The organism is Pseudomonas sp. NY11955 (assembly GCF_048068035.1).
Classification (GTDB): domain Bacteria; phylum Pseudomonadota; class Gammaproteobacteria; order Pseudomonadales; family Pseudomonadaceae; genus Aquipseudomonas.
Genome location: NZ_JBLUPS010000003.1, coordinates 419,865 through 443,281 on the forward strand (window position 1 = coordinate 419,865; position 23,417 = coordinate 443,281).

The 23,417-nt window shown below is 64.1% G+C and carries 22 protein-coding genes; 6 read left to right on the top strand and 16 right to left on the bottom strand.

What is annotated here, in order from left to right; all coding sequences use genetic code 11:
* Nucleotides 1-81: 81 nt before the first annotated feature.
* Together ACNFBR_RS07840 and ACNFBR_RS07845 are read right to left on the bottom strand one after the other, a co-directional pair.
* Nucleotides 82-456 carry a hypothetical protein gene (locus tag ACNFBR_RS07840; protein ID WP_416734362.1) on the bottom strand — a complete coding sequence of 125 codons (375 nt, stop codon included), beginning with the start codon at nt 454-456 and terminating at the stop codon, nt 82-84.
* A gap of 161 nt (nt 457-617) precedes the next feature.
* Nucleotides 618-2,063, bottom strand: coding sequence for a PLP-dependent aminotransferase family protein (locus ACNFBR_RS07845; RefSeq protein WP_416734363.1), 1,446 nt, complete (start codon nt 2,061-2,063; stop codon nt 618-620).
* Between the two features lie 129 nt (nt 2,064-2,192).
* On the opposite strand from ACNFBR_RS07845, the gene ACNFBR_RS07850 reads away from it, so the two are divergent.
* The 4 genes from ACNFBR_RS07850 to cydB are packed head-to-tail and all read left to right on the top strand — an operon-like array spanning nt 2,193 to nt 7,114.
* A complete protein-coding gene (locus ACNFBR_RS07850) occupies nt 2,193-4,202 on the top strand; it encodes a DUF2849 domain-containing protein (RefSeq protein WP_416734364.1) in 2,010 nt (669 codons plus the stop codon).
* Nucleotides 4,192-4,668, top strand: coding sequence for a DUF934 domain-containing protein (locus tag ACNFBR_RS07855; RefSeq protein ID WP_416734365.1), 477 nt, complete (start codon nt 4,192-4,194; stop codon nt 4,666-4,668). The genes ACNFBR_RS07850 and ACNFBR_RS07855 overlap by 11 nt, the downstream gene beginning before the upstream one ends.
* A 2-nt stretch (nt 4,669-4,670) precedes the next feature.
* A complete protein-coding gene (locus tag ACNFBR_RS07860; protein ID WP_416734366.1) occupies nt 4,671-6,092 on the top strand; it encodes a cytochrome ubiquinol oxidase subunit I in 1,422 nt (473 codons plus the stop codon).
* Nucleotides 6,093-6,106: 14 nt separating this feature from the next.
* Nucleotides 6,107-7,114: a cytochrome d ubiquinol oxidase subunit II gene (gene cydB, locus ACNFBR_RS07865; RefSeq protein ID WP_416734367.1), complete on the top strand. Its 1,008-nt coding sequence runs from the start codon at nt 6,107-6,109 to the stop codon at nt 7,112-7,114.
* Between the two features lie 94 nt (nt 7,115-7,208).
* Here the strand turns inward: cydB and ACNFBR_RS07870 are convergent, their stop codons facing one another.
* The 4 genes from ACNFBR_RS07870 to ACNFBR_RS07885 all read right to left on the bottom strand — a co-directional run bounded on the left by ACNFBR_RS07870 (nt 7,209) and on the right by ACNFBR_RS07885 (nt 10,708).
* A complete protein-coding gene (locus ACNFBR_RS07870) occupies nt 7,209-7,802 on the bottom strand; it encodes a biliverdin-producing heme oxygenase (protein WP_416734368.1) in 594 nt (197 codons plus the stop codon).
* A gap of 74 nt (nt 7,803-7,876) precedes the next feature.
* Nucleotides 7,877-8,668, bottom strand: coding sequence for an ABC transporter ATP-binding protein (locus ACNFBR_RS07875; RefSeq protein WP_416734369.1), 792 nt, complete (start codon nt 8,666-8,668; stop codon nt 7,877-7,879).
* Complete coding sequence (locus ACNFBR_RS07880) at nt 8,662-9,657, bottom strand: ABC transporter permease (protein ID WP_416734370.1); 996 nt, start codon at nt 9,655-9,657, stop codon at nt 8,662-8,664. Before ACNFBR_RS07880 ends, ACNFBR_RS07875 begins: the two co-directional genes overlap by 7 nt.
* The gene (locus ACNFBR_RS07885) at nt 9,638-10,708 is read right to left on the bottom strand and encodes an ABC transporter substrate-binding protein (protein ID WP_416734371.1); all 1,071 of its coding nucleotides are present in this window, start codon (nt 10,706-10,708) and stop codon (nt 9,638-9,640) included. Before ACNFBR_RS07885 ends, ACNFBR_RS07880 begins: the two co-directional genes overlap by 20 nt.
* Before the next feature lie 262 nt (nt 10,709-10,970).
* On the opposite strand from ACNFBR_RS07885, the gene ACNFBR_RS07890 reads away from it, so the two are divergent.
* Nucleotides 10,971-11,462, top strand: a complete 492-nt coding sequence (locus ACNFBR_RS07890) for a GNAT family N-acetyltransferase (RefSeq protein WP_416734372.1) — start codon at nt 10,971-10,973, stop codon at nt 11,460-11,462.
* 17 nt (nt 11,463-11,479) lie between these two features.
* On the opposite strand, the gene ACNFBR_RS07895 is transcribed toward ACNFBR_RS07890, so the two are convergent.
* Entirely contained in the window at nt 11,480-12,253 is a 774-nt protein-coding gene (locus ACNFBR_RS07895; protein WP_416734373.1) for a LysR family transcriptional regulator, read from the bottom strand.
* Between the two features lie 122 nt (nt 12,254-12,375).
* Between ACNFBR_RS07895 and ACNFBR_RS07900 the strand changes: the two genes are divergently transcribed.
* Nucleotides 12,376-13,107: an SDR family oxidoreductase gene (locus tag ACNFBR_RS07900; RefSeq protein ID WP_416734374.1), complete on the top strand. Its 732-nt coding sequence runs from the start codon at nt 12,376-12,378 to the stop codon at nt 13,105-13,107.
* A gap of 128 nt (nt 13,108-13,235) precedes the next feature.
* On the opposite strand, the gene ACNFBR_RS07905 is transcribed toward ACNFBR_RS07900, so the two are convergent.
* The 9 genes from ACNFBR_RS07905 to phnD all read right to left on the bottom strand — a co-directional run bounded on the left by ACNFBR_RS07905 (nt 13,236) and on the right by phnD (nt 23,417).
* Nucleotides 13,236-14,741 carry a nucleobase:cation symporter-2 family protein gene (locus tag ACNFBR_RS07905; RefSeq protein WP_416734375.1) on the bottom strand — a complete coding sequence of 502 codons (1,506 nt, stop codon included), beginning with the start codon at nt 14,739-14,741 and terminating at the stop codon, nt 13,236-13,238.
* Nucleotides 14,742-14,863: 122 nt separating this feature from the next.
* A complete protein-coding gene (locus ACNFBR_RS07910; protein ID WP_416734376.1) occupies nt 14,864-16,237 on the bottom strand; it encodes an 8-oxoguanine deaminase in 1,374 nt (457 codons plus the stop codon).
* A gap of 205 nt (nt 16,238-16,442) precedes the next feature.
* Complete coding sequence (gene phnX / locus ACNFBR_RS07915; RefSeq protein WP_416734377.1) at nt 16,443-17,270, bottom strand: phosphonoacetaldehyde hydrolase; 828 nt, start codon at nt 17,268-17,270, stop codon at nt 16,443-16,445.
* Between the two features lie 81 nt (nt 17,271-17,351).
* A complete protein-coding gene (locus ACNFBR_RS07920; protein ID WP_416734378.1) occupies nt 17,352-18,218 on the bottom strand; it encodes a LysR substrate-binding domain-containing protein in 867 nt (288 codons plus the stop codon).
* 42 nt (nt 18,219-18,260) lie between these two features.
* Nucleotides 18,261-19,556 carry an MFS transporter gene (locus ACNFBR_RS07925; protein ID WP_416734379.1) on the bottom strand — a complete coding sequence of 432 codons (1,296 nt, stop codon included), beginning with the start codon at nt 19,554-19,556 and terminating at the stop codon, nt 18,261-18,263.
* 88 nt (nt 19,557-19,644) lie between these two features.
* Nucleotides 19,645-20,733 carry an iron-containing alcohol dehydrogenase PsrA gene (gene psrA, locus ACNFBR_RS07930; RefSeq protein WP_416734506.1) on the bottom strand — a complete coding sequence of 363 codons (1,089 nt, stop codon included), beginning with the start codon at nt 20,731-20,733 and terminating at the stop codon, nt 19,645-19,647.
* Between the two features lie 202 nt (nt 20,734-20,935).
* Nucleotides 20,936-21,754 (bottom strand): phosphonate ABC transporter, permease protein PhnE, encoded by an 819-nt coding sequence (phnE, locus tag ACNFBR_RS07935; RefSeq protein WP_416734380.1) that lies wholly within the window; start codon nt 21,752-21,754, stop codon nt 20,936-20,938.
* Complete coding sequence (phnC, locus tag ACNFBR_RS07940) at nt 21,751-22,551, bottom strand: phosphonate ABC transporter ATP-binding protein (RefSeq protein ID WP_416734381.1); 801 nt, start codon at nt 22,549-22,551, stop codon at nt 21,751-21,753. Before phnC ends, phnE begins: the two co-directional genes overlap by 4 nt.
* The gene (phnD, locus tag ACNFBR_RS07945) at nt 22,548-23,417 is read right to left on the bottom strand and encodes a phosphonate ABC transporter substrate-binding protein (RefSeq protein ID WP_416734382.1); all 870 of its coding nucleotides are present in this window, start codon (nt 23,415-23,417) and stop codon (nt 22,548-22,550) included. Before phnD ends, phnC begins: the two co-directional genes overlap by 4 nt.

Genomic DNA, 23,417 nt, shown 5'->3' on the forward strand with positions numbered 1-23,417 from the left:
GCCGGTACAGGCACAGCATTCGTGTTGCCAGTACCGGCCTCTTCGCAGCGCAAGGCTGCTCCTACAGAGGCCGCGTTGGCCTTAGCGGCGGTAGTGACGGTGCTCGTCGTAGTGGCGCTGGTGCATGGCCCGCTCATGGCGGCGCTCCCAGTCACGGCGCCGTTCCCAGTCGCGCCGCCGCTCCCAATCCCGTCGGGCTTGTTCGCGCCGCCACTGTTCGCGGCGCCAGTCGCTTCTGTGGTCATGCCAGCGGTCGTCATCATGTGCCAGCAGCGTGGCCGGCTGTTGAGCGGCCACACTGGCCACCCTCGACCAGGGGTTGCCGGCTGGCTGCAACGGTGATTGAACGGCCGGGGCCACTGCCTCGGCCGCTTTCATTTGTGTTGCCGATGCCGTGCCCAACGCCGCGAACGAGAACAGGCCGAGCAGCATCAACCTTGCGACATGTATTTTCATGAGCGAAGCCAACCTCTGATAACAATTGAGCCATCTGGCCAGCAGGTGGTCGGCGAACCTTTTTCGCGTTCCGCTACCTTTCTGTGCCTCCCACATAGACAGGCAATCGAGAAAAAGTTCGCTGCAGCAACAACTTGTAGGACTTTGCTGGTAACAGGTACTTACACAAACGCCCGCCCGCCACGCCGGCGGTCTTCCTTCAACAACCCTTCAACCTTGCGCAAGGCCTGTCCCAGTACCGCTTGGTCCGGCGCCCCACCCAACGAGATACGCACCGCATCCGGCCCCTGTGGCGCCACGCTGAACGAGTCCGCCCCCGCCACGCTCACCCCCACATCATCCAACGCATGGGTGAACCGCTCTTGTTGCCAATGTGCCGGTAGCGGCAGCCACAAGTGCAGCCCGGTGGGGTGCGCCTGGAACTCATGGCTCAGCAGGGTGCGCGCGAGGTGTTGGCGGGCGCGCGCTTCGCGCTGAATTTCCTGTACCAGTTCCTTGGCGGTGCCATTGCGAATCCACTGCTCGACCAGCGCCAGTAGCAGGGCCGAACAGCCCATGCTCGACGCACGCAGGCCGTTGAGCAGGCCTTGCCCGTCATCGCCACGCGGTGGCAGCACGAAGGCGGTGCGCAGGCTGGGCCACAGGCACTTGGACAGCGAAGCCAGGTAGTAGGTGTTGGCACCCCCGGTCAGGCAGGCGATGGGGGCCGGCGCGTCGTCAAGCAGATAGCGGTAGGGGTCGTCCTCGATCAGCGTGATGCCGCGCTTGAGCAGCACCTCGGCAATTGCCTGACGCCGGGCTACGGGCATGGTGTGCGCGGTAGGGTTGTGGAAGGTGGGGTTGAGGTACAGCAGGCGCGCACCGCTTTCTTGGCAAGCCTGCTCCAGGTGGTCGGGGCGCATGCCGTCGGCATCACCGGCCACCGCGACAATGCGCAGCCCCAGTTGCCGGGCGGCCAGCAGCAGGCCGGGGTAGGTCAGCGGGTCGCAGAGGATGGCGTCACCCACGCGGCCATGGGCGCTGAGGATGGCGAAGATGGCCGCCTGCGACCCCGAGCACAGCGCGAGGTTGCGGCTGTCCAGATCACCCAGTGCCGGTTGCAGCCAGCCCTGTGCGGCCTGCAGCAGCGAGCGGGTGGCTGGCTCGTCCTGGTAAAGCGACAGGGCTTCGATGCGGTTGCGCTGCAGCGCCTGTTCCAGCCCGGCGCTCACCAACTGAGCCATCGAGCCGTTGGCCGGCTGCGGCGGGATGTTCATGGTCAGGTCGATGCCTGCCAAGGGGGTCGTTTCACGGGCACCCAGGATGAAGGACCCGCGGCCACTGTAGGAGGCAATCAGACCACGGTCGCGCGCTTCGGCGTAGGCGCGGGTCACCGTGGTCAGGTCGACGCCCAGGTGCGCAGCCAGTGCACGTTGCGGCGGAATTTGCTGGCCATCCTGCAAGATTCCAGACTGTATGGATTCTTCAAGCATGTTTGCAATCTGTATGTATCGCGGCCCTGATTTTGGCTTGAAAGGCTTTGTCCAGCGCATTTGAGCAGTTTCCGTCGGCTCGCCGGCAACAGGCATAGGTCTTCCTCTCGGTTGTAAGTCCATACGCATAAGCATATCATGGCATACAGTTACTAAGAAATCCATACAATACGGAAAGCGTATGGTTTATATGATGTGCACCGGAACGGCGCGGCAGGGTTGCAACGATAAGCGCTTCCGGGCTGCCAGTCATGGAGATGTTCGATGAATGACTGTCATCTGATCTGCGCCAACCGCCTCGACGATGGGGCTGTGGTCTGGCTTGATGCCGGGCATGAGTGGGTAGAGACACTGCAACAAGCCGGCACCTTCGATACGCAGGCGCTGATAGCGGCAACCCTCGCTGCCGAGGCTGCCGTGCTGGCCAACCAGGTGGTTGCGCCGACGCCTTGTGAAGCCTGGCTGGTCAATGGACGGCCAGAGCCGAAAAGCCTGCGTGAACGGCTGCGCGCCCGTGGCCCTTCGGTACGCAGCGACCTTGGCAAGCAGGCAGCGGGCATGCCGCCAAGTCGCATGCAGCGCGTGCGACCGCTGTTGCCGGTCGAAGCGGGGCAGGCAGGGGTGTACCGCTACGATCCGTTCGAGCGTGAGTTTCTCAAGGACCGTGCCCGCCAGTTCGAGCAGCAGGTTGCCCGTCGCCTGAGTGGCGAGCTGGATGAAGAGGCGTTCAAGGTCTACCGGCTGATGAACGGCCTGTACCTGCAATTGCACGGCTACATGCTGCGCGTGGCGATCCCCTACGGCACCCTGAGCGCGCTGCAGCTGCGTCAGCTGGCTTATGTGGCGCACACCTACGACAAAGGCTATGGCCACCTCACCACCCGGCAGAACATCCAGTTCAACTGGCCGCGCCTGGCCGATACGCCGCAGATTCTGTCGGTGCTGGCCGATGCCGACCTGCATTGCATCCAGACCAGCGGCAACTGCATCCGCAACGTCACCACCGACCATTTTGCCGGTGCCGCCGAGGACGAAGTGCTCGACCCGCGCGTGCATGCCGAAATCCTCCGCCAGTGGTCCACCGACCACCCGGAATTCACCTACCTGCCACGCAAATTCAAAATCGCCATCAGCGGTAGCCCCAAGGACCGCGCGGCCGTGCGCTTCCATGACATTGGCATACTGGCGCGGTGCAACGCCCAGGGTGAAGTGGGCTTCCAGGTGTATGCTGGCGGTGGCCTGGGGCGTACCCCGATCGTCGGCACCCGTGTGCGCGAATGGTTGCCAGAGCGTGAATTGTTGCGCTACGTGGAGGCCATTCTGCGGGTGTATAACGCCCTGGGGCGGCGCGACAACCTGTACAAGGCACGTATCAAGATCCTGGTGCGCGAACTCAAGCCAGGGCGCTTCATCGAAATGATCGAAGAGGAGTTCGCCAGCCTGCCGGCTCACCACCAATACCTGGAGCCGGCCATCGTCCAGGGCATTCGTGCTCGCTTCGTGCAGCCAGCCTTCGAGGCATTGCCCGGGCTGTGTGACGGTTTTCTGCGCGCACGGGCGGACGACCCTGCATTCGCCAGTTGGGTACGCACCAACACCCACCCGCACAAGCAGCGTGGCTATATCAGTGCGGTCATCTCGCTGAAGCCACCGGGTGGTATCCCCGGCGACATCAGCGCCGAAGAAATGCTCACTGTGGCCGACCTGGCCGAGGCCTACTCGCTGAACGAGATTCGCGTCTCCCACGAGCAGAACCTGGTGCTGCCGCACATTCGCCAGGGTGATCTGTACAGCGTGTGGCAGGCCTTGCGCGAGGCCGGGCTGGCAACCAGCAACATAGGCTTGTTGTCCGACTCCATCGCCTGCCCGGGCATGGACTACTGCAGCCTCGCCACTGCCCGTTCGGTGCCGGTCGCCCAGCGCATCGCGCAGCGTTTCGACGCCGCCCGGCAACAGCAAATCGGTGAGCTCAAGCTCAACGTCTCCGGCTGCATCAATGCCTGTGCGCACCACCATGTGGCGCATATCGGCATCCTTGGCCTGGATAAAGCTGGCCACGAAAACTACCAAATCACCCTGGGTGGCAGTGCCGAAGAGGACGCCGCGGTCGGGACCATCCTGGGCCGCTCGGTGCCCTTCGAGGAGGTGCCCGACATCGTCGAGGCGATCGTGGGTATCTACCTGCAAATGCGTGAAGGCGACGAGCGCTTCCTCGACACCTATCGCCGCGTCGGTATCGAGCCATTCAAGGAGGTGCTGCGTGATGCTCGTTGATCATGAGGGCCTGGTTCAGCACGACGCCTGGCATTACCTGGGCAGCGATGCGCTGCCGAGCTTTGCTGCCCATACGGTGCTGCGGCCGCAGCAGTGGGACGACTACCACATGCGTTTCGGTCAGCCGGCCGAGGGCCTTTGGCTGGACGCCGACCAGGACCCGGCGCAGTTACTGACGATACTCGGCCAGCTGGCATTGATCGTCATCGAGTTCGCCAAGTCACGCGATGGCCGCGGCTTCACCCTGGCCAGGCTGCTGCGCGAGCGCCACGGTTTTACCGGCGACCTGCGCGCCGCCGGGCCATTGCTGCCGGACCAATTCGCCATGCTGCTGCAGTGCGGCTTCACCAGCGCACTGGTTTCCCCCAGCGTACCGGCGCAGCGCTGGCAGGATGCTGCGGCCAGCCATCGGCAGGCCCGACCACGCACGTTACTGCAACGTCTTTCCCAACGGAGCGAGGCATAGTCATGTTCAGCCTTACAGCCCTGGAGCTGGCCCGTATACAGTTTGGTTTCACCATTACCTTCCACATCATCTTCCCCGCCATCACCATTGGCCTGGCGGCGTTCCTGGCGGTGCTGGAAGGCCTGTGGTTGTGGAAAAAGGATAACGCCTACCTCGACCTGTACCACTTCTGGTCGAAGATCTTCGCCGTCAACTTCGCCATGGGGGTGGTCTCCGGGCTGGTCATGGCCTACCAGTTCGGCACCAACTGGAGCTTCTATTCGCAGTTCGCCGGCAGCATCACCGGCCCCTTGTTGACCTACGAGGTACTGACAGCTTTCTTCCTCGAAGCAGGCTTCCTCGGGGTGATGCTGTTCGGTTGGCACAAGGTTGGCCGTGGCCTGCACTTCTTCGCCACGGTGATGGTGGCTGTGGGCACGATGATTTCCGCCACCTGGATCCTGGCGTCGAACAGCTGGATGCAAACGCCCCAGGGGCACGAAGTGATCAACGGCGTGGTGGTGCCGGTGGACTGGTTCGCCATCATCTTCAACCCATCGTTCCCGTACCGCCTGGCGCACATGGTGACGGCGGCAATGCTGTCGACCGCGCTGTTCGTCGGCGCCTCGGCGGCCTGGCACCTGTTGCGTGGCAACCGCACCCCGGCGGTGCGGCGGATGTTCTCGATGGCCCTGTGGATGCTCTTGTTCACTGCGCCGCTGCAAGTGCTGATCGGTGACATGCACGGCTTGAACACGCTCAAGTACCAGCCTGCGAAGGTCGCTGCAATGGAGGGGCACTGGAGCAACACGCCGGGCCAGGGCGTGCCGTTGATTCTGTTCGGCATCCCGGACATGGAAGCGGAAACCACCCGCTACAAGGTTGAAATCCCCAACCTGGCCAGCCTGATCCTGACCCACAGCCTGCACGGGCAGATCCCTGGTTTGAAAGATTTCGCCAAAGAAGATCGGCCCAACTCGACCATCGTGTTCTGGTGCTTCCGGGTAATGGTCGGCCTCGGAATGCTGATGGTTGTACTGGGCCTGTATGGTGCCTGGCTGCGCTGGCGCGGGCGGCTGTACACCTCACGGGGGCTGGCGCGGTTTGCCTTGTGGATGGGGCCGTCGGGGCTGGTGGCTTTGCTGGCCGGCTGGTACGTCACCGAAATTGGCCGCCAGCCGTGGGTGGTGTACGGCCTGATGCGCACCAAGGATGCGGTTTCCGACCATTCGGCGCTGACCCTGTCGGTAGGTTTGGTGGTGCTGGTGGTGATGTACATCGGGGTATTCGGCACAGGTGTCGTCTACATGCTGCGCCTGGTGCGCAAGGGGCCAGAGGTACACGACGACCACCAACAGCCGGTGACTGCCAACCAGCGGCCGGCCCGCCCGTTGTCGGCGGTGGACGAGCCGCTGTATTCGCATTCGCCCAACCACATTGACTGACCGGAGACGCTGTCATGGGTATTGATCTTCCGCTGATCTGGTTTTTGATCATCGGCTTTGGCGTGATGATGTACGTCATCATGGATGGCTTCGACCTGGGTATCGGCATCCTGTTCCCGTTCATCACCGACCGCGAGCAGCGCGACACCATGGTCAACACCGTGGCACCGGTGTGGGACGGCAACGAAACCTGGCTGGTGCTGGGTGGGGCAGGGTTGATGGCGGCATTCCCCAAGGTGTACGCCATCCTGCTCAGTGCGCTGTACATTCCGGCGCTTGGCCTGCTGGCCGGGTTGATCTGGCGTGGGGTGTCGTTCGAGTTTCGCTTCAAGGCCGATGAGGCGCACAAACCGTTCTGGGACCGGGCGTTCATGGCCGGGTCGTACGCTGCGGCGTTCTTCCAGGGGGTGATGCTGGGCGCGTTCATCGAGGGGCACTCGATTGTCGACGGGGTAGCCACCAATGGCCTGATGAGCTGGCTGACACCGTTCAACGTGTTCTGCGGGGTTGGGGTGGTGGTGGCCTATGCGCTGCTGGGCGCCACCTGGCTGGTACTGAAGACCGAAGGCCGGCTGCAGGCGAGCATCATTCGAGCCTGTTCACCGATCACCTTGGCGACGGTGGCGGCGATGCTGATCGTCAGCATCTGGACACCGCTGACGCATCCGGCGATTTTCGACCGTTGGTTCAGCCTGCCCAACTTCTGGTTCTTCCTGCCGGTACCGGTGCTGGTGCTGGTGGCCACCTGGGCGATCCTCAAGTCGCTGCGTGGCGAACCCCATGCCGGGCCTTTCGTCTGGTCGCTGCTGCTGGTGTTCCTCGGTTTTACCGGGTTGGTCATCAGCATCTGGCCTTACGTACTGCCGCCTAGCCTGACGATCTGGGAAGCGGCGGCGCCGCCGCAAAGCCTGGGCTTTGCCCTGGTCGGGGCGTTGCTGATCATCCCGTTCATCCTGGGGTATTCGGCCTGGTCCTATTACGTGTTTCGCGGCAAGGTGAAGGACGGCGAGGCCTATCATTGAGGGCTTGTAGGAGCAGCCTTGCGCTGCGAAGAGGCCCGCATGGAGAAAGGCTTCCTGGCCTCTTCGCAGCACAAGGCTGCTCCTACAGCGAGCGTTAGTGGTTTTCTGCGAATATTTTACGCAGATGCCCCCGATAACTATTGAACGCAGCGATCACCCCCGCCACCACCTCGGACTCTTCCCGCTCATCCAGTACCAACCCATCCAGCATGGCAACAAACTCACGCCAGTGCAGCGCTCGGCCATCCGGATGCGGCGCCAGGTGGCGGGCGCCCAGTTCGCCATCCAGGCCAAGACGCTGGGTGTGCTTGAACAGGAACGCCGCCCCCAGGTTCGACCCTTCGCTGCAATACAGCCAGCCCAAGGCTTGAGCCGGGCTGGCACTGACTTGTCGAGGGGCTGATGGCAGGGGTAGGCCCAAGTCGCGCAGGTCGTCCTCTACCGCCGTAAAACGCGACAGCTCGATCAGCCCTGGCAAGCGCTGGTTGAGCTGTTCATCCTGATACAGCGCCAGCAGGCTGCCATGAAAGCGGTGCTGCACCTGCAGGAAGCGGCCATACCGCTCGCGGCTTGCAAAAGGCCGCGCCGCCATCACCAGCTGATCGACGCTGTCATGGTCCCGGCTGCTGGCCGCTTTCAGGCGTTTGCAGCGGCTTGGCTCCGTGAGTGGGGAGAGGGCAGCGGTCATCGGCGTATCCGTGGCAACAAGGCAATGCGCCCATCATGCTTGCCTTCCCGGGTACGCAGCAAGTATCACCTCGTTCACCAATCCCGCCCTTGGCCCAGTAATTCCAGCGCATGCTGACGCAACTCCAGCAATCGCGGGTCATCTCGATGCCGCGGGTAACCCCGCTCGACCTTCAATTCGGCCAGCACCCGCGCTGGCCGTGGCGAAAACACCAGCACCCGGTCGCACAGCAACAGCGCCTCTTCGACATCATGGGTCACCAGCAACGAACTGTAGCCTTGCTGCTGCCACAGGCGGATCAGCTCGCCCTGCATGGCAATGCGGGTCAGCGAGTCAAGCTTGCCCAATGGCTCATCGAGCAGCAGCAGGCGAGGTTCGTTGATCAGCGCTCGGGCCAATGCCACACGCTGCGCCATACCGCCCGACAACTGGCGCGGGTAGGCATCACGAAACTGCAGCAGGCCGACCTTGTGCAAGGTTTCGTCCACCCGCTGGCGCTGGGCCTTCAGCTGGCCACGGGCTTGCAAGCCGAGGGCGACGTTGTCCCACACGCTGCGCCATGGGTACAGCGTCGGGTCCTGGAACACCAGCACGCGCGAGTGGTGTGGGGCGCCAATGGCCTGGCCGTCCGCCAGCACGCTACCACTTTGCGCGGCTTCCAGCCCGGCGATCAGGCGCAACAGGGTGGACTTGCCGCAACCGGACGGGCCAAGCAGTGCCACGCTCTCGCCAGGCGCCAGTTGCAGGTCGACTTTGTCCAGTACCGGAAGGCGCTCGCTGCCCAGTTCAAAGGCGTGACTCAGCCCACGGATATCCAGCGCCATGCCGGTGTCCTGGGCCAGCGCCGCTTGTACGCCACTCACCATTTCACTGCCCCCTTCTGCCAGGCCAGCACCCGGTCACGCACCAGGAACAACAGCGTGATCAGCCCCGAGCACAGCAATGCCATCACCAACAGCGCCGCATACATGTTGGCGTAGGCGGCCCAGCCCTGCGCCCATTGCAGGTACCAGCCAAGGCCGGCCTTGACCCCCATCATTTCGGCCACCACCAGCACCGAGAACGAAGCCCCCAGGCCCATGAACAGGCCGACGAACACATGGGGCAGGGCAGCGGGGATCGCCACCCGCCAGACCAGGAAACGCCCGCTTGCACCCAGCGTGCGCGCCACTTCGTAATAGGCTTTGTCCACGCTGGCCACCCCGGACCAGGTCAGCACCGTGACCGGGAACCAGGTGGCCAGGGCGATCAGGAACACGCTGGCGCTCCAGCTGGACGGGAAGAAGAAAAAGCAGATTGGCAGCAGCGCCGTGGACGGCACCGGCCCGAGGATGCGCAGCACCGGGTGTACCCAGTAGCCGATCCGGTGCGACCAGCCAATCGCCACGCCGGCGATGAAGCCGGCCGCACCGCCGATGACCACACCGTTGAGCAGCAGCCACAGCGAATGCAGCAGGCTTTCGCCAAGCCGCGACCAGTCATCGACGAACACTTCGATCAGCGCCTGGGGCGGTGCGAAAAACGGTACCGGCAGCAGTACCACCTTGGCCGTGACCAGCAACCACAGGCCAAGCAGCAGGGGCAGGGCGGCCAACCAGGCAGCGGCTGGCCGGAGCCGCTCGACGCTGCGGGCAAACACGCCCGGCAGCAGTGCGAGCAACGCCAGCAGCCCACCGGTCACTGCGCCCGCCAATGCCAATTCACGGGTGAATGGCCAAGGTTTGCCACCGTCCGGGTAGAACTGGGTGAACAGCGCGAAGGCGACCCAAGCCAGTGCCGCCAGCAGGCCGCCACGCCATACGGCGATGGCGGGCGCTTTGGCGGTTCGGCCTTGCTCAAGCGAATACGTTGGCATGGATGCTCTCCGCGAATTCCAGCGGGTCGGTGCGTGGGCGCAGCACCTCGATGTTCTTCAGGTCACGGGCGTACACGGCAATTTCCTTCACGAAGGTGTTGCCCACCGAGTAATACCCGTGGGTGTGCTCGGTGAGGATGGCGCGGACTTCTTCCTTGGAGGTGTTGATGGCGAACTTGAGGAATTCTTCGGCCACCGCGTCCGGGTTACGCGACGCCCACGCATGGGCCTGCAGGATCGAGTGGGTGATGGCGGCAGCGACCGGGGTGTCATTGCGCGCCAGCTGGCCGCTGACGCCGACCACGCAGCAGCTCATGTTGGCGTAGTCCTCGATCATGTTGGTCGCCAGCTCGCGGAAACCTGGCTGCTGCTTGACCCGATACATCAGCGGGTCCGAACCGCTGGCCGCCTGGATCTCGCCCTTTTGCAGGGCAACGCTGAGCAGGTCGATCGGGTAGACCCGCCAGGTCACGTCGCGCACCGGGTCGACGCCATGGCGCTTGAGCATCAGCGAGAAGAAGTTCTTGTCGGCCGCCGCCATGTCGGTGACGCCGATGGTGGTGCCTTTCAAGGCCGCGAAGTCCTGCGGGCCGCCGTCCAGGGTCAACAGGCGCAGGCAGCCGCCATGGGTGCCGGCGGTCAGTTTGACATCGAAGCCTTGTTCCAGCGCTTTCAGCCAGCGCAGTGCCATGCCGGTGGCGGCATCGGCCTTGCCGGTGGCCATCGACTCCAGCAGTACCTCGGTGGAGTTACCGAAGTTGACGAATTCCACGTCCAGGTTGTGGCGTTTGAAGATGCCTTGGCTGTCGGCCACGGCCACCGGTGCCAGGCACACGGCATTGAGGTTGGTCGCCAGCCTGACCTTGCGCGGTTCGGGCAGCACCCAGCGGCTGCTTTCCAGGTCCAGGCCACTGCCGACGGGCTGTGCGGCATGCGCGCTGTGGCCGGCGTGGCCGCTGTCGGCGAAGGCCAGGCGGCCGAGCAAGGTTGCCGCCGTGGCAGTGCCGGCCAACGCCAGCAGTTGACGGCGGTTGAATGAAGCGATGGGCATGGCGCCTCCATGTGCGATCAGGGGGCAGGCACCACGTGGTCGGGTAGCGTGCGAGAAACCGGCAGCTCAAGGCCGGCTGAGTGGTTTAGACAGTAAAGGCTTTCTGATCAAGAATAAAATTCAATTTAGATATAACTTAATATGCAAAAAATGCATTTATTGCGCTGCGCTGTCGCGTCCGGCTCGGTTCGCAATGATGGAGCGCAGGGTCGCTGCTCATTTATCATGCTGGCTGCCATCACTTTGCCCTAGGAAACCTGCCATGAGCGCCCCCCAGTTTCGCACCCCCATCCCTGCAGATGCCGAGCGCTGCTATGCCATCGAAATCGGCGCCTACGAGGGAGATGAGGCGGCCACGCTGGAAAAAATCCGCACGCGTATCGCGCAGTATCCGCAAGGGTTCCTGGTGCTGGAGCGTGACGGCGTGATCGTGGGTTTCATCAACAGCGGCTGCGCCCACGAAGTGGTGATGTCCGACGAGGCGTTCAAGGAACTGGTCGGCCATGACCCGGCAGCGCCGAACGTGGTGATCATGTCGGTGGTGGTAGACCCGGCGCACCAGGGTAAAGGCTACGCCAAGCTATTGATGGACACGTTCATCGCTCGCATGCGGGCGGCGGGCAAGCAGACCATTCACCTGATGTGCAAGGAGCAGCATGTGGCCTTGTACCAGAAGCTGGGCTACCAGTACGTGAAGCCGTCGCCATCGGACCACGGCGGCATGGCGTGGCATGAGATGATCATGTGCCTGTGAAGGCCGTTACAGGCCATTCAACGCTGCAAGGCATCGCGCAGCTGCATAACGCCATCGAGCGCCAGCGCCTGGGCCGAATAGCACAGGCCGATGCGTCGACGCAGGTCCAGTTGCGGCAAGGATTCGCAGCGCACGCCAGGATGCTCGGCGGCCAGTGACTGCGGCACGATTGCGGCGCCCAGCCCGGCGGCGACCAACTCCAGAGCCAAGACAAAGCTGTCGGCTTCTGCTACCGGGCTCACACTGTAGAACGGCAGCAGGCGCTGATGGGTCGGCTGCGCAGGGCAGGTAATCCAGCGCTCGGCCGCGCTTGCCTGGGTTGCGAGGGCCAGCACGAACGGGTCGCTGTGCAGCGGCAAGAACAACTCATCTTCACAGCGCAGCTCTTCGCTGGCCAGCCGCACCTCGCCCATGCAGCCGGTCGCCAATTGCAGGCGCACCGGGGGCTGGATGGCCGCCGCCGCCAGTACAACCTTGGCCAGCACCGCCTTGCTCACATCCTGCTCGACGCCAATCTGCAACGGCGAACGTTCACGATCGCCCTTGAAACGCCCAAGCAGGCGGTTGGCGTCGGCGACCATCCGTTGCGCCTCGGGGTAGAGTGCGCGGGCATCTTCGGTCACCTCCACGCCACGGGCCTGGCGCACGAACAGCGTGGTACCCAGGGCGTCCTCCAGTGCCTTGATGCTGCCTGATAGCGCCGGTTGGCTAAGGTGTATCGAACGCGCGGCGGCGGTGATGTTGCGCTCTTCGAACACGGCGATGAAGGCGCGAAGCTGGCGATAATCCATGGCTTACCCATAAGTGATGCCGATGGCTGCGAAAGGAATTTCCCATTTTTCGGCAGAAAAACTGGCTTCTATACTCGCTCTACTTCTTACCCATAGGCAAATCGGATAACAGGATGGCGACCATGACCAACTCCCATAAACCTCTGGTGGTAATTACCGGTGCCAGCTCCGGCATTGGCCTGGCCACCGCCAAGCTGCTGTCCAGCCGTGGCCATGCGCTGTTGCTGCTGTCTCGCCGACTGGCGCCGATGCAACAACTGCAACTGCCCAACACGCTGGCGCTGCCGGTCGATGTGACTGACCGCGCGGCTGTGCTGGCCGCGGTTGCCGAGGCCGAGGCGCGCTTTGGCCCGGTCGATGCGATCATCAACAATGCCGGTGTGATGCTGCTGGGCGCTATCGCCACGCAGGACCCAGAGCAGTGGGACCGCATGCTCGACGTCAATGTGCGTGGGTTGCTCAATGGTATACATGCGGTGGCTGGCGGCATGGTCGAGCGTAAGCACGGCACCATCATCAACGTCAGCTCCGTGGCCGGGCGCAAGACCTTCCCCAACCATGTCGCCTACGTCGGTACAAAGTTCGCCGTTACCGGCCTGTCGGAAAACCTGCGTGAAGAACTGGCACCGAGCAACGTGCGGGTGATCACCATCGAGCCGGGCGCAGTCGACACCGAATTGCTCAGCCACACGACCGATGACGCCATCAAGGCGGGCTACAACGAATGGAAACAGGAAATGGGCGGGGTGCTGACGGCGCAGACCATTGCCGAGACCATCGGCTTTGCCTATGGCCAACCGCAATCGGTGTGCATCCGCGAAATCGTGGTGTGTGCCACCCGTCAGCAGCAATAACCGGCCGCGCATCGATTTGTGTGTAGGAGCAGCCTTGTGCTGCGAAGAGGCCCTGACAGGCGGAGAAAATCTTTTACCTTACTGGCCTCTTCGCAGCGCAAGGCTGCTCCTACAGCGGTAGCCCGCTGTCAGTGAAGCTGCGCCACAGGCGCCTTGGCCGGTTTCAAATGCCCCTCGTCTACCTCCATGATCGGCACCTCGTTGCCATCCCGGTCGTACAGCTTGCCATCACGGAACACATCGCCGTCATTCAAGCCGGCGATATCCCGGTAGCGCAGGGTGCGTTCGCTGGCCGCGACGAACACCGACTGCTGGTCGGAGTTGCCAGCGCGCAGGTGGTTGAACAGCAGGTTCAGCAGAATCGCCATGATCGCCGCCGAGCTGATGCCCGAGTGGAAAATGGTCTCGAACCAGGCCGGGAAGTGGTGATAGAAGCCCGGTGCCGCGATCGGGATCATGCCAAAACCGATCGAGGTGGCGACGATGATCAGGTTCATGTTGTTGCGGTAGTCCACCTGCGCCAGGGTGCGGATGCCACTGGCCGCGACCGTGCCGAACAGCACCAGCCCGGCACCACCGAGCACCGCGGTAGGCACTGCGGCGACCAGCCGGCCCATCACCGGCAGCAACCCCAGGGTCACCAGGATCAGCCCGGCGCTGGCCACCACGTAGCGGCTCTTCACCCCGGTCACCGCCACCAGGCCGACGTTCTGCGCAAAGGCACTTTGCGTGAACGAGCCGAACAGTGGCGCCAGGGCGCTGGAGATCATGTCGGCACGCAGGCCGTTGCCCAGCCGCTTGGAGTCGACCGGGGTACCGATGATTTCACCCACAGCCAGGATGTCGGCCGAGGTTTCGACCATGGTCACCACGATGACGATGAGCATCGACAGGATCGCCGCCACCTGGAACTGCGGCGCGCCAAAGTGCAGCACTTCGGGCATGGCCATCCACGGCCCCTGCAACGCCTGGGAGAAGTCGGCCATGCCGGTGGCCATCGCCGCCAGCGTGCCGATCACGATCGCCAGCAGAATCGACAGGCGCGACAGGCTGGCACTGCCCAGCTTGCTCAGCAGCAACACCGAGGCCAGGGTGAAGGCCGCCAGGCCAATGTTCGCCGGGCTGCCGAAGTCGGCGGCCTGGCTGTTGCCACCCATGGCCCAGCGCGCGGTAACCGGCATCAGAGTCAGGCCGATGGTGGTGATGACGATACCCGTCACCAGCGGTGGGAAGTACTTGATGATGCGTGAGAACAGCGGCGTGATCAGCAAGCCGACCAGCGACGACACGATCACCGCGCCGAACACCACTTGCATGCCACCGGTGCCGTCATTGCCGATGATCGCGACCATGGTGGCGACGCTGGCAAACGACACACCTTGCACCAGCGGCAGTTGGCAACCGAAGAAGGGGATGCCCAGGGTCTGCAGCAGTGTCGCCAAGCCGCCGGCGAACAGCGAGGCGGCGATCAGCAGCCCAACGTCGCCAGCGCTGAGGCCGGCTGCCTGGCCAATGATCAGCGGCACGGCGATCATGCCGCCGTACATGGTCAATACATGCTGCAGGCCATAGGCAAGGTTGGCGCCCACGCCGAGGTTCTCGTCTTCTGGACGAGTTGAAGCGGGAGAAGTCATGGTGAGTAGCTCGCTTTTTTATTTTATGCGTCTAACAGCACGGTCTCAGTCGCATTCGTTGAGAAAACAACAGGCAGGAGTGCGCCGCTGCGCCCGGTGTGGGGCGCAGCGGCCCGGGGGTATCACGCGCCGCTGACCAACTGGTGTGCCAGCTGGTTGTGGCGCTCCAGCACGCGTGGCAGGTCGACGGTGGCCAGCTGGCCATCCTTCACCACCACGCGGCCATTGATCACGCTGGTGTGCACTTGGGTCGGGGTGCAGAACACCAGCGCCGCCAGTGGGTCGTGGTGGCCGCCGGCATAGGCCACATGGCCCAGGTCGAAGGCGACGAAGTCGGCGACCATGCCCGGGGCCAGGGCGCCGATGTCATTGCGGTTGAGCACCTTGGCGCCGCCAAGCGTGGCGATTTCCAGTGCTTCGCGGGCGGTCATGGCGTCGGGGCTGAAACCCACCCGCTGCAGTAGCAGGGCCTGGCGCACTTCACCGATCATGCTGGCGCCGTCGTTGGAGGCCGAACCGTCGACGCCCAGGCCAACCGGTACGCCGTGGTCGCGCATCTTGCGCACCGGGGCGATCCCCGAGGCCAGGCGCATGTTCGAGCATGGGCAGTGGGCGACACCGGTGCCCGTGCGGGCGAACAGCTCGATGCCGTGCTGGTCGAGCTGCACGCAGTGCGCATGCCAGACATCGTGGCCGACCCAGCCGAGGTCTTCGGCGTACTCGGCAGGGGTCATGCCGAATTTCTCGCGGCTGTAGGCGATGTCGTTGACGTTCTCGGCCAGGTGGGTGTGCAGCGATACCCCGTACTGACGCGCCAGCACGGCAGCTTCGCGCATCAGGTCGCGGCTCACCGAAAACGGCGAGCACGGCGCCACCACGATGCGGCGCATCGAGCCGTGGCTGGCATCGTGATAGTCCTCGATCAGGCGTTGCGACTCTTTGAGGATGTCGGCTTCTTTTTCCACCACCGAGTCAGGTGGCAAGCCGCCCTGGCTCTGGCCCACGCTCATGCTGCCGCGCGCGGCGTGGAAGCGCATGCCGATCTCGGCGGCAGCGTGGATGCTGTCGTCGAGCTTGCAACCGTTGGGGTAGATGTACAGGTGGTCGCTGGAGGTGGTGCAGCCAGAAAGGATCAGTTCGGCCATGGCGGTCTGGGTCGACACCGCGATCATTTCGGGGGTCAGGCGCGCCCAGATCGGATACAGGTTGGTCAACCAGTTGAACAGTTCGCCGTCCTGGGCCGCGGGTACCACGCGGGTGAGGCTCTGGTACATGTGGTGGTGGGTGTTGACCAGGCCAGGGATGACCACTTTGCCGGCCATGTCCAGAATCACGTCGGCGTGTTGCGGGAGGGTATCGCTGGGGCCGACCTGTTTGATCAGGTTGTCTTCGATGAACAGGCCGCCGTTCTTGATCTCGCGGCGTTCGCCGTCCATGGTGACCAGCAGTGCGGCGTTTTTGACGAGTAGGGTTTTTGCAGGGTTTGTAGATGACATGGCGCAAGCCTGTCGCAATACGCATCGGCGATGACCGATGTCATAGGCGCAGGGCATTGTAATCAAGGTTTTTGCCGATTGTATACAGCTTTGCTAGGCCCGTGCCGTTCTCTTCGCGGGCAAGCCCGCTCCCACAAGGGCGTCGCACAACCTTGAAAGTCGGCGCAATCCTTGTGAGTGCGGGTTTGACCGTGCAGCTTAGGTATCAACTGCTCTGGGGCATTTCCCCACGTGCCAGGCGGGCGTTGATATCGGCGATTACCCCGGGTAGCTCGGCGATGGTGTCGATCAGGTAATGCGGCCGCGAGCCTTCGAACAGGTTGCCGATGCGCTGGCGTTGTTGGTCCAGTTCCGCTTCGGGCAGTGCCTTGTACTGGTCATAGGTGAGCCCAAGCGCGTTGCCCGAGCAGGTCAGGGCAACCGTCCACATGCCGGCGCTGCGGCCTTCGAGAATGCCCGGCCAGGTGTCGTCGACCTTGACGCAAGCCGCCACATCGCTTACCCCCAGGGCAATCACGTTGGCCAGCGCCTGCGCTGGGTAGGGGCGGCCGTTGGGTACCTCGTCGGTTGCCACCACGTGGTCGGCGCTGTAGCCGTTGCGCAAAGCCAGGGCCACCACCTTTTCCATCACCACCGCCGGGTAACCGGAGCACGAGCCGATTTTCAGCCCTTGTTGACGGATCTGGGCGATGGCCTCCAGCGCCCCGGGGATCAGCGCCGAATGGTCGGCGATCTTCTCGATCTGCAAGGGCATGAAGCGCTCATAGATGGCTGTCACATCGTCGTCGCTTGGCAGGTGGCCGAAGGCGGCCTGGTAACGCGCGGCGATGGCCGGCACATTGCACAGGGTGCGAATGTGGTCCCACTTGCCCATCCCCATGGGCCCGCGGGCTTCTTCCAGGCTGACCTGCACGCCGAACTCGGCAAAGGCCTCGACAAAGATCTGGGTGGGGGCGAACGAGCCAAAATCCACCACGGTGCCGGCCCAGTCGAGAATGGCGGCTTGCAGTTGCTTGGGTTGCTGATAGTGCATGGCAAAACTCCAGTGGATGAAAACGCAAGGTGAGTGCGGCCCGCCCGGCGCATGGGCAGGCTCGCGGTGGTCATGGAGGTATCAGTGCGCGTTGAGCGCGTCGAACAGCTCAGCGATGATCGCCCGGTTACGGCGGATGCCCAGGCAGCACAGGTAGTAGCTGATGTGGAACGGGTCTTCGGCAAAGGCGATGGAGCGCGTGCCGGGGCGGTCGGCGTACTCCACCGCCGAAACGAAGCCCACGCCAATACCGTGCACCACCGCATGCACGATGGCCTCGCGGCTGTTCAGCTGCATCGCGCAGTCCAGTGTCACGCCATGCTGGCGACAGCCTTCTTCTACCAGTTGACGGGTGCGCGATGCCGCTTCGCGCAACACCACCCGCTGACCGGCGATGTCTTTGACGCTGACACTCGCTTGCCGTGCCCACGGGTGGTCGTCGCGCACCACCGCCAGAATCGGGCAGGTGCGGTACAGCCGCGTGCTCAAGCGCTGGTCGAACTCCGACAAGGCGAGGATGGCCAGGTCGATGTCGAAGTTGTACAGCCGCTCCAGCGTGCCGGCTTCGCTGCTGAACGAGGTTTCCAGCTCGATCTGCGGGTAGCGCTGCATCAGCTCGTAGGTCAGGCTCATGGCAATCGGCGGCGACACCGCACCGATGCGCAACATGCCTTGCTTGCGCTGCTGGAAGCTCTGCAACAGCTGCAGCGCTTCGTCCTCCTGGCCGAACAGGCCCTGGGTAATTTCGTACAGCTGGCGGCCTGCCGGGCTGAGCTCGATAAAGCGCCCTCGGCGGTGGAACAGCTCCACGCAAAAGCGCTTTTCCAGGCCGCTGACCTGCTCGCTGATGGTTGGCTGGCCGATGCTCAGCAACTCGGCGGCCTGGGTGAAGCTGCCGGTGCGCGCCACCGCATGAAACGAGCGCAACCACTTGTGGTACTGGTACATGACACCTCTTTGGCAATGGCATGGACGACATGGCAGGCACCCTCAGCGGCGCACGAACAGGGCGACCAGGGCACTGCAGGCGCAGGCACTGGTGACCACGACGAAAATCAGCGAGGTGTTGCCGGTGGTGTCGAGCATACGTCCGATCAGCGGCTCTGCCAGCCCGGCGAACAGGTACGAGGCGAAGTTCATGATCCCGGTGGCGGTACCGGCGCGGCGCGCGCCGACCAGGTCCGGGCACAGCGCCCAGAAGCTCGATGCCGGGCCGTAGACGAAGAAGCCGCAGAGGAACAGCGCCAGCAGGCCGACCGCGCTGTGTGCCGGCAAGCTCCACATCCACAGGCTGGTGAGCGCGCCCAGCACCATGTACAGCATGATCGCCAGGTAGCGTTTGCTGCCGAACAGCTTGTCCGACACCCAGCCATTGCTCAGCGCGCCCACGGCCATGCCTACCGGCAAGGCGATGGTGATCCATTTCGGGTCGATGAAGCTGTCACCTTTCTGCCAGTTGGCGCCAAGGAAATGCACGGGCACCCAGACGATCAGGCCGTAGCGTGCAGCGTTCTGGAAGCCCAGCGACACCGCCGCCACCAGCAGGCGCGGGTTCTTCAGCACTGCCAGGTAACGCTGGCGCGAAGTTTCTTCGCCGCCCAGGCTGGCCTCGTTGGCACGGTCTTCGGCATTGGCCACGCCGGTGTCGTCCAGCGCCGGGTAACCCATGTCCTGCGGGCGCTCCCGCGCTACCAGATAGAAGACGATGCCCCCGGCCAGCATCAACAGCACCGGCAGGCGGAAGATCCAGCGCCACTCCAGGTGCAGCACATCGATCACCACCACCGAGGTGACATACGACAGCACCGAGGCACAGCCGGCGGCGAACACATAGAAGCCATAGACCTTGCCGCGCTCGGCTGCGCTCCACCAGTTCGACAGCAGGCGGCTGCCGGGCGCCCAGCCCAGGGCCTGGAAGTAGCCGTTGACGCCCCAAGGCAGGATCAGGCTGAGAAAACCGCCGGCAAAGCTGGTGACCCAGTTGGCGCCGCACGACAACACGGCACCGATGCTCATGATTTTACGGCCGCCGAACTTGTCGGCGAGGTTGCCATTGATGGCTTGGCCAACGGCATACATCCACAGCATGGCGGTGGAGGCCCAGCCCAGGGTTTCCTTGCTCAGGCCGAACTCGGCCTGAATCCCAGGGATGGCGAAGCCGAAGGTTTGCCGCCCGGTGTAGAAGAACAAATAGCAGAACATGGCGGCCAGCAGCATGCGCCATTGCGCAAGGCGAAACGGCAGGGTGCTGGGCATTGTGCCAGTCAGGGTTTGTGCGCGGTTCATGACGGTTTCCTTTTTGTTCTCTGGCGCCAGCCCATGGGGCTCGGCGAGTCGGCACTCTTGAAAGGTGCTACAGGAAAAACGCAGAAAATCAGGCGGCTTGCGCGCCGATGAAATTGCGCCCGCGGGCGCCCTGCATGGCGGCGTCGATCATCGCCTCGGCTTCGGCGGCTGTCACGCCGTAATCTTCGAATTCGGTGCGCACGCCCAGGCGGTGGAGAAACGCCCGCAAGCGCTGTTGCGCCGCCGCCAGGTCGTGGCCGAAGGCCTTCTGCAGGGTCTGGTCGCGCCCGGCATCACGGCCCCAGGCCAGGCCCAGCACCAGCGGCAGGGTGAACGAGCAGGCAATGCCGTGGGGCAGGCCATGGCGCAAGGTCATTTCGTAGGAAATGGAGTGGGCCAGCGCGGTCTTGGTGTTGGAAAAAGCCAGCCCGGCCTTCAGCGCGGCCAAGGCCATGCGTGCACGCAGTTCGGGGTTGCCAAGGTCCTGCTGCAGGCGTGGCAGGCAGTCGAGAATGTCCTCGATGGCCGACAGTGCGAAGGTATCGGAGAGTGGGTTGGCGTTGTGGTTCCAGATCGACTCCAGCGCGTGGGACAAGGCATCCAGCCCGGTGGACACGGTTACGGCAGCCGGCACACTGAGCATCAGCTGTGGGTCGATCACTGCCACGCTGGGCCAGGTGCAGGGCAGGTGCAGGGAGTACTTTTTCTGCTGGCCAGCGTCCCACAGGGTGGCCCACGGCGTCACCTCGCTGCCGGTGCCGGCCGTGGTCGGCGCGGCCACCAAGGTCTTGTGCCGGGGTGGCGTGAACGGCTTGCCACTGGCCAGTAGCTCAAGCAGTTCGTCGAAGCGGCCAGAGTCGGTACCGACAATCAGCGCCTTGGCGGTATCGATCGCGCTGCCACCGCCCAGTGCCAGCACGGTGTCGCAATCGCCATGCTCGGCCCAGAACGCTTCGTGCACGCCGCGCAACCAGGCCACGTCAGGGTTGGGTTGCACGTTGTCGATCACGCACACCAGGCGCTCGCCCAACAGGCTGCGCACCCTGGCCAGCAGGCCGAGCTGCGCGGCTTCGGGGAAGGTGACCAAGGCGACTTTGCCGGGGCAGTGTTCGGCGATCTGGTCCAGGCTGCCACCGCCGAAAACGGTGGTGACCGGGTTGTGGAAGCAGGCAGGCATGGGCAGTTCCTTATTGTTGTTGGAAGGTGCGGCCATGCTCGACGGCTGGCGGTTTTCGTTCCAATCGATTGATTGCAGGGTGCTATCGGCCAGGCCGATAACGGGAAGTGCGTGCATGGCGTGAACTCCAGGCATGGTTTGCCCGTCGCGCGCCCAGCGGGCGCACGTGGCAGGTTGCTTGTGTTGAGGGCTGGGCCGCGAATCAGTGGCGGGCGTTGCCCTGGATCGCGTGGCGCAGGCGGTTGGAGGCCAGGTCGGCCAGTACCACCATCACGGTGATGACCAGGATGCACGTGGCGGTTTCCTGGTACTTGAACAGCTTCAGGCTGCTGACCAGCTCGAAGCCCAGGCCACCGGCGCCAACCATGCCGAGTACCGTGGCCGAACGCAGGTTCACCTCGAAGCGGTACAGCACCACGGCGATCCAGGCCGTGATCACCTGCGGCAGCACGCCGAAAGCGATTACCTGCAATGGCCGTGCGCCGGTCGCCTGCAGTGCTTCAATCGGCCCTTGGTCGATCTCCTCGATGCTTTCGGCGAAGAACTTGCCGAGCATGCCCACGCCATGCAGCGCCAGGGCCAGTACGCCCGGGAAGGGCCCCAACCCCACCGCCGAGACGAACACCAGCGCCAGGATCAGTTCGTTGATGCTGCGGATCACGTTCAGCACCTGCCGGGTGGCCTGGTACAGCCAGCGGTTGCCGTGCAGGTTGCGCGCCGCCAGAAAGCCCAGTGGCACGGCGAGGATGATCCCCAGCAGGGTGCCCCACAAGGCGATTTGCAGGGTTTCCAGGGCCGGACGCCACAGGCTGGGCAGGATGCTCAGGTCGGGCGGCAGCGAGCGACCGAGAAAATCGCCGATCTGCGGCAGCCCGTTGGCCAACTCGCCCCAGCTTAGTTGTGCCCCTTCGGCGCTCCACTGCAACACCAGGAGCACTGCCAGTAGCAGCGCGGCAGTGCCCAGCCAGCCACGAGCGCGGGTGGGTGTATCGACCAGCCATTGATGGCTTCGTGAGTTCATGCCGAGGCTCCTGTGCCAGTGGCCAGCATCGGCTGGGGTACGGCCAGTGGTAGCGCTGGCTCAAGGGCGGATGCTGTGTGATAGATACGCTGCAGCGCCGCTTCGTCCAGTTGCCCGGGCGGGCCATCGAACACCAGGCGCCCGCTGGCCAGGCCGATGATGCGGTCGGCGAAGGCCCGGGCCAGATCGACCTGGTGCAGGTTGCACACCACGGTAATGCCCAGCGTGCGGCTGGCTTCGCGCAGGTAATGCATCACCACCTGCGCCGTGTTCGGGTCGAGGCTGGCGACCGGCTCGTCGGCCAGGATCACCTGGGGCCGCTGGGCCAGCGCCCGGGCGATGCCCACCCGCTGCATCTGCCCGCCAGACAGTGCATCGGTGCGTGAGTCGGCCTTGTGCTCCAGCTCCACCCGGCGCAGGCAGTCACGCGCCAGTGCCACGTCGTCGCGGCGGAACAGCTGCAACAGCGAGGCGAGGGTGCTGCAATGGCCCAGGCGCCCGGTTAGCACGTTCTTCAGCACCGACAGGCGCGGCACCACGTTGTGATGCTGGAAGATCATCGCCACCTGCCGGCGCAGGGCGCGTTGGTCGGCTGCGCGCATGGCGTTTACCCCGGCCACCTGCAGCTCGCCGCTGTCGGCCTGGGCCAGGCGGTTCATGCAGCGCAGCAAGGTCGACTTGCCAGCGCCGGACTGGCCGAGGATCACCACGAATTCACCGGCTTGAACGTCCAGGTCGATGCCGCGCAGCACTGGGTTGTCGGCGTAGCGCTTGGCCAGTTGGCGGATGCGGATCATTTCAGGCTCCGCAGGTCGAGGTCGAGCACCTTGGCCGTGTCACGCACCACGTTGTAGCTGGCATCGGTGGTTGGCTGGAAGCCATTGAGCATGCCCTGGTCGCCCCACGGGACATCCTTGATCTCGGCAAAGGCGCTGCGCAGCTTGGCCTGCAGTTGGGGGGCGAGGTTCTTGCGCCAGACCATCGGTGATTCGGGAATGTCTGGCGAGGTCCACACCACCTGGAAGTCCTGCTGCCTGACCTGACCACTGTTCACGGCGCCGGCCAGGATGCGATCGGCCACGGCGGCGGCATCGACCTTGCGGTTTTCCACGGCGAGGATGCTGGCGTCGTGCGAGCCTGAGAAGATCACCCGCGAGAACAGGGTTTTCGGGTCGTGCCCGGCGTGTTCCAGGCCGGCCTTGGGGAACAGGTGGCCGGAGGCGGAGCTGGGGTCGACGAAGGCAAAGGTATGCCCCTTGAGGTCGTCGAGCGTGCGGATGCCGCTGTCCTGGCGGGCAATGATCAGGCTGTGGTAGGCACTGCTGGCGGTCTTCCTGGTCACGGCCACGGCAAAGGCTTCGGCGCCCGCTACCTGGTTGGCTAGGACATAGGAGAACGGGCCGAGGTAGGCGACGTCCAGCTTGCCGGCGCGCAGGGCTTCGATCACGCCGTTGTAGTCGGTGGCAACGAACGGCTTGACCGGCATGCCCAGGCGCGCTTGCAACTGGTCGAGCACCTGCTGGCTGCTCTTGATCATGGCCTGGGAGTCTTCCGACGGGATCAGGCCGACGGTAAGCGCCTGCTGGGCTTGCACGGCGGGGGTGAGCAGCAGTGGCAGCAGGGCGAGGCGGGCATAGCGCAACAGTTTCGGGAGGGGCGTCAT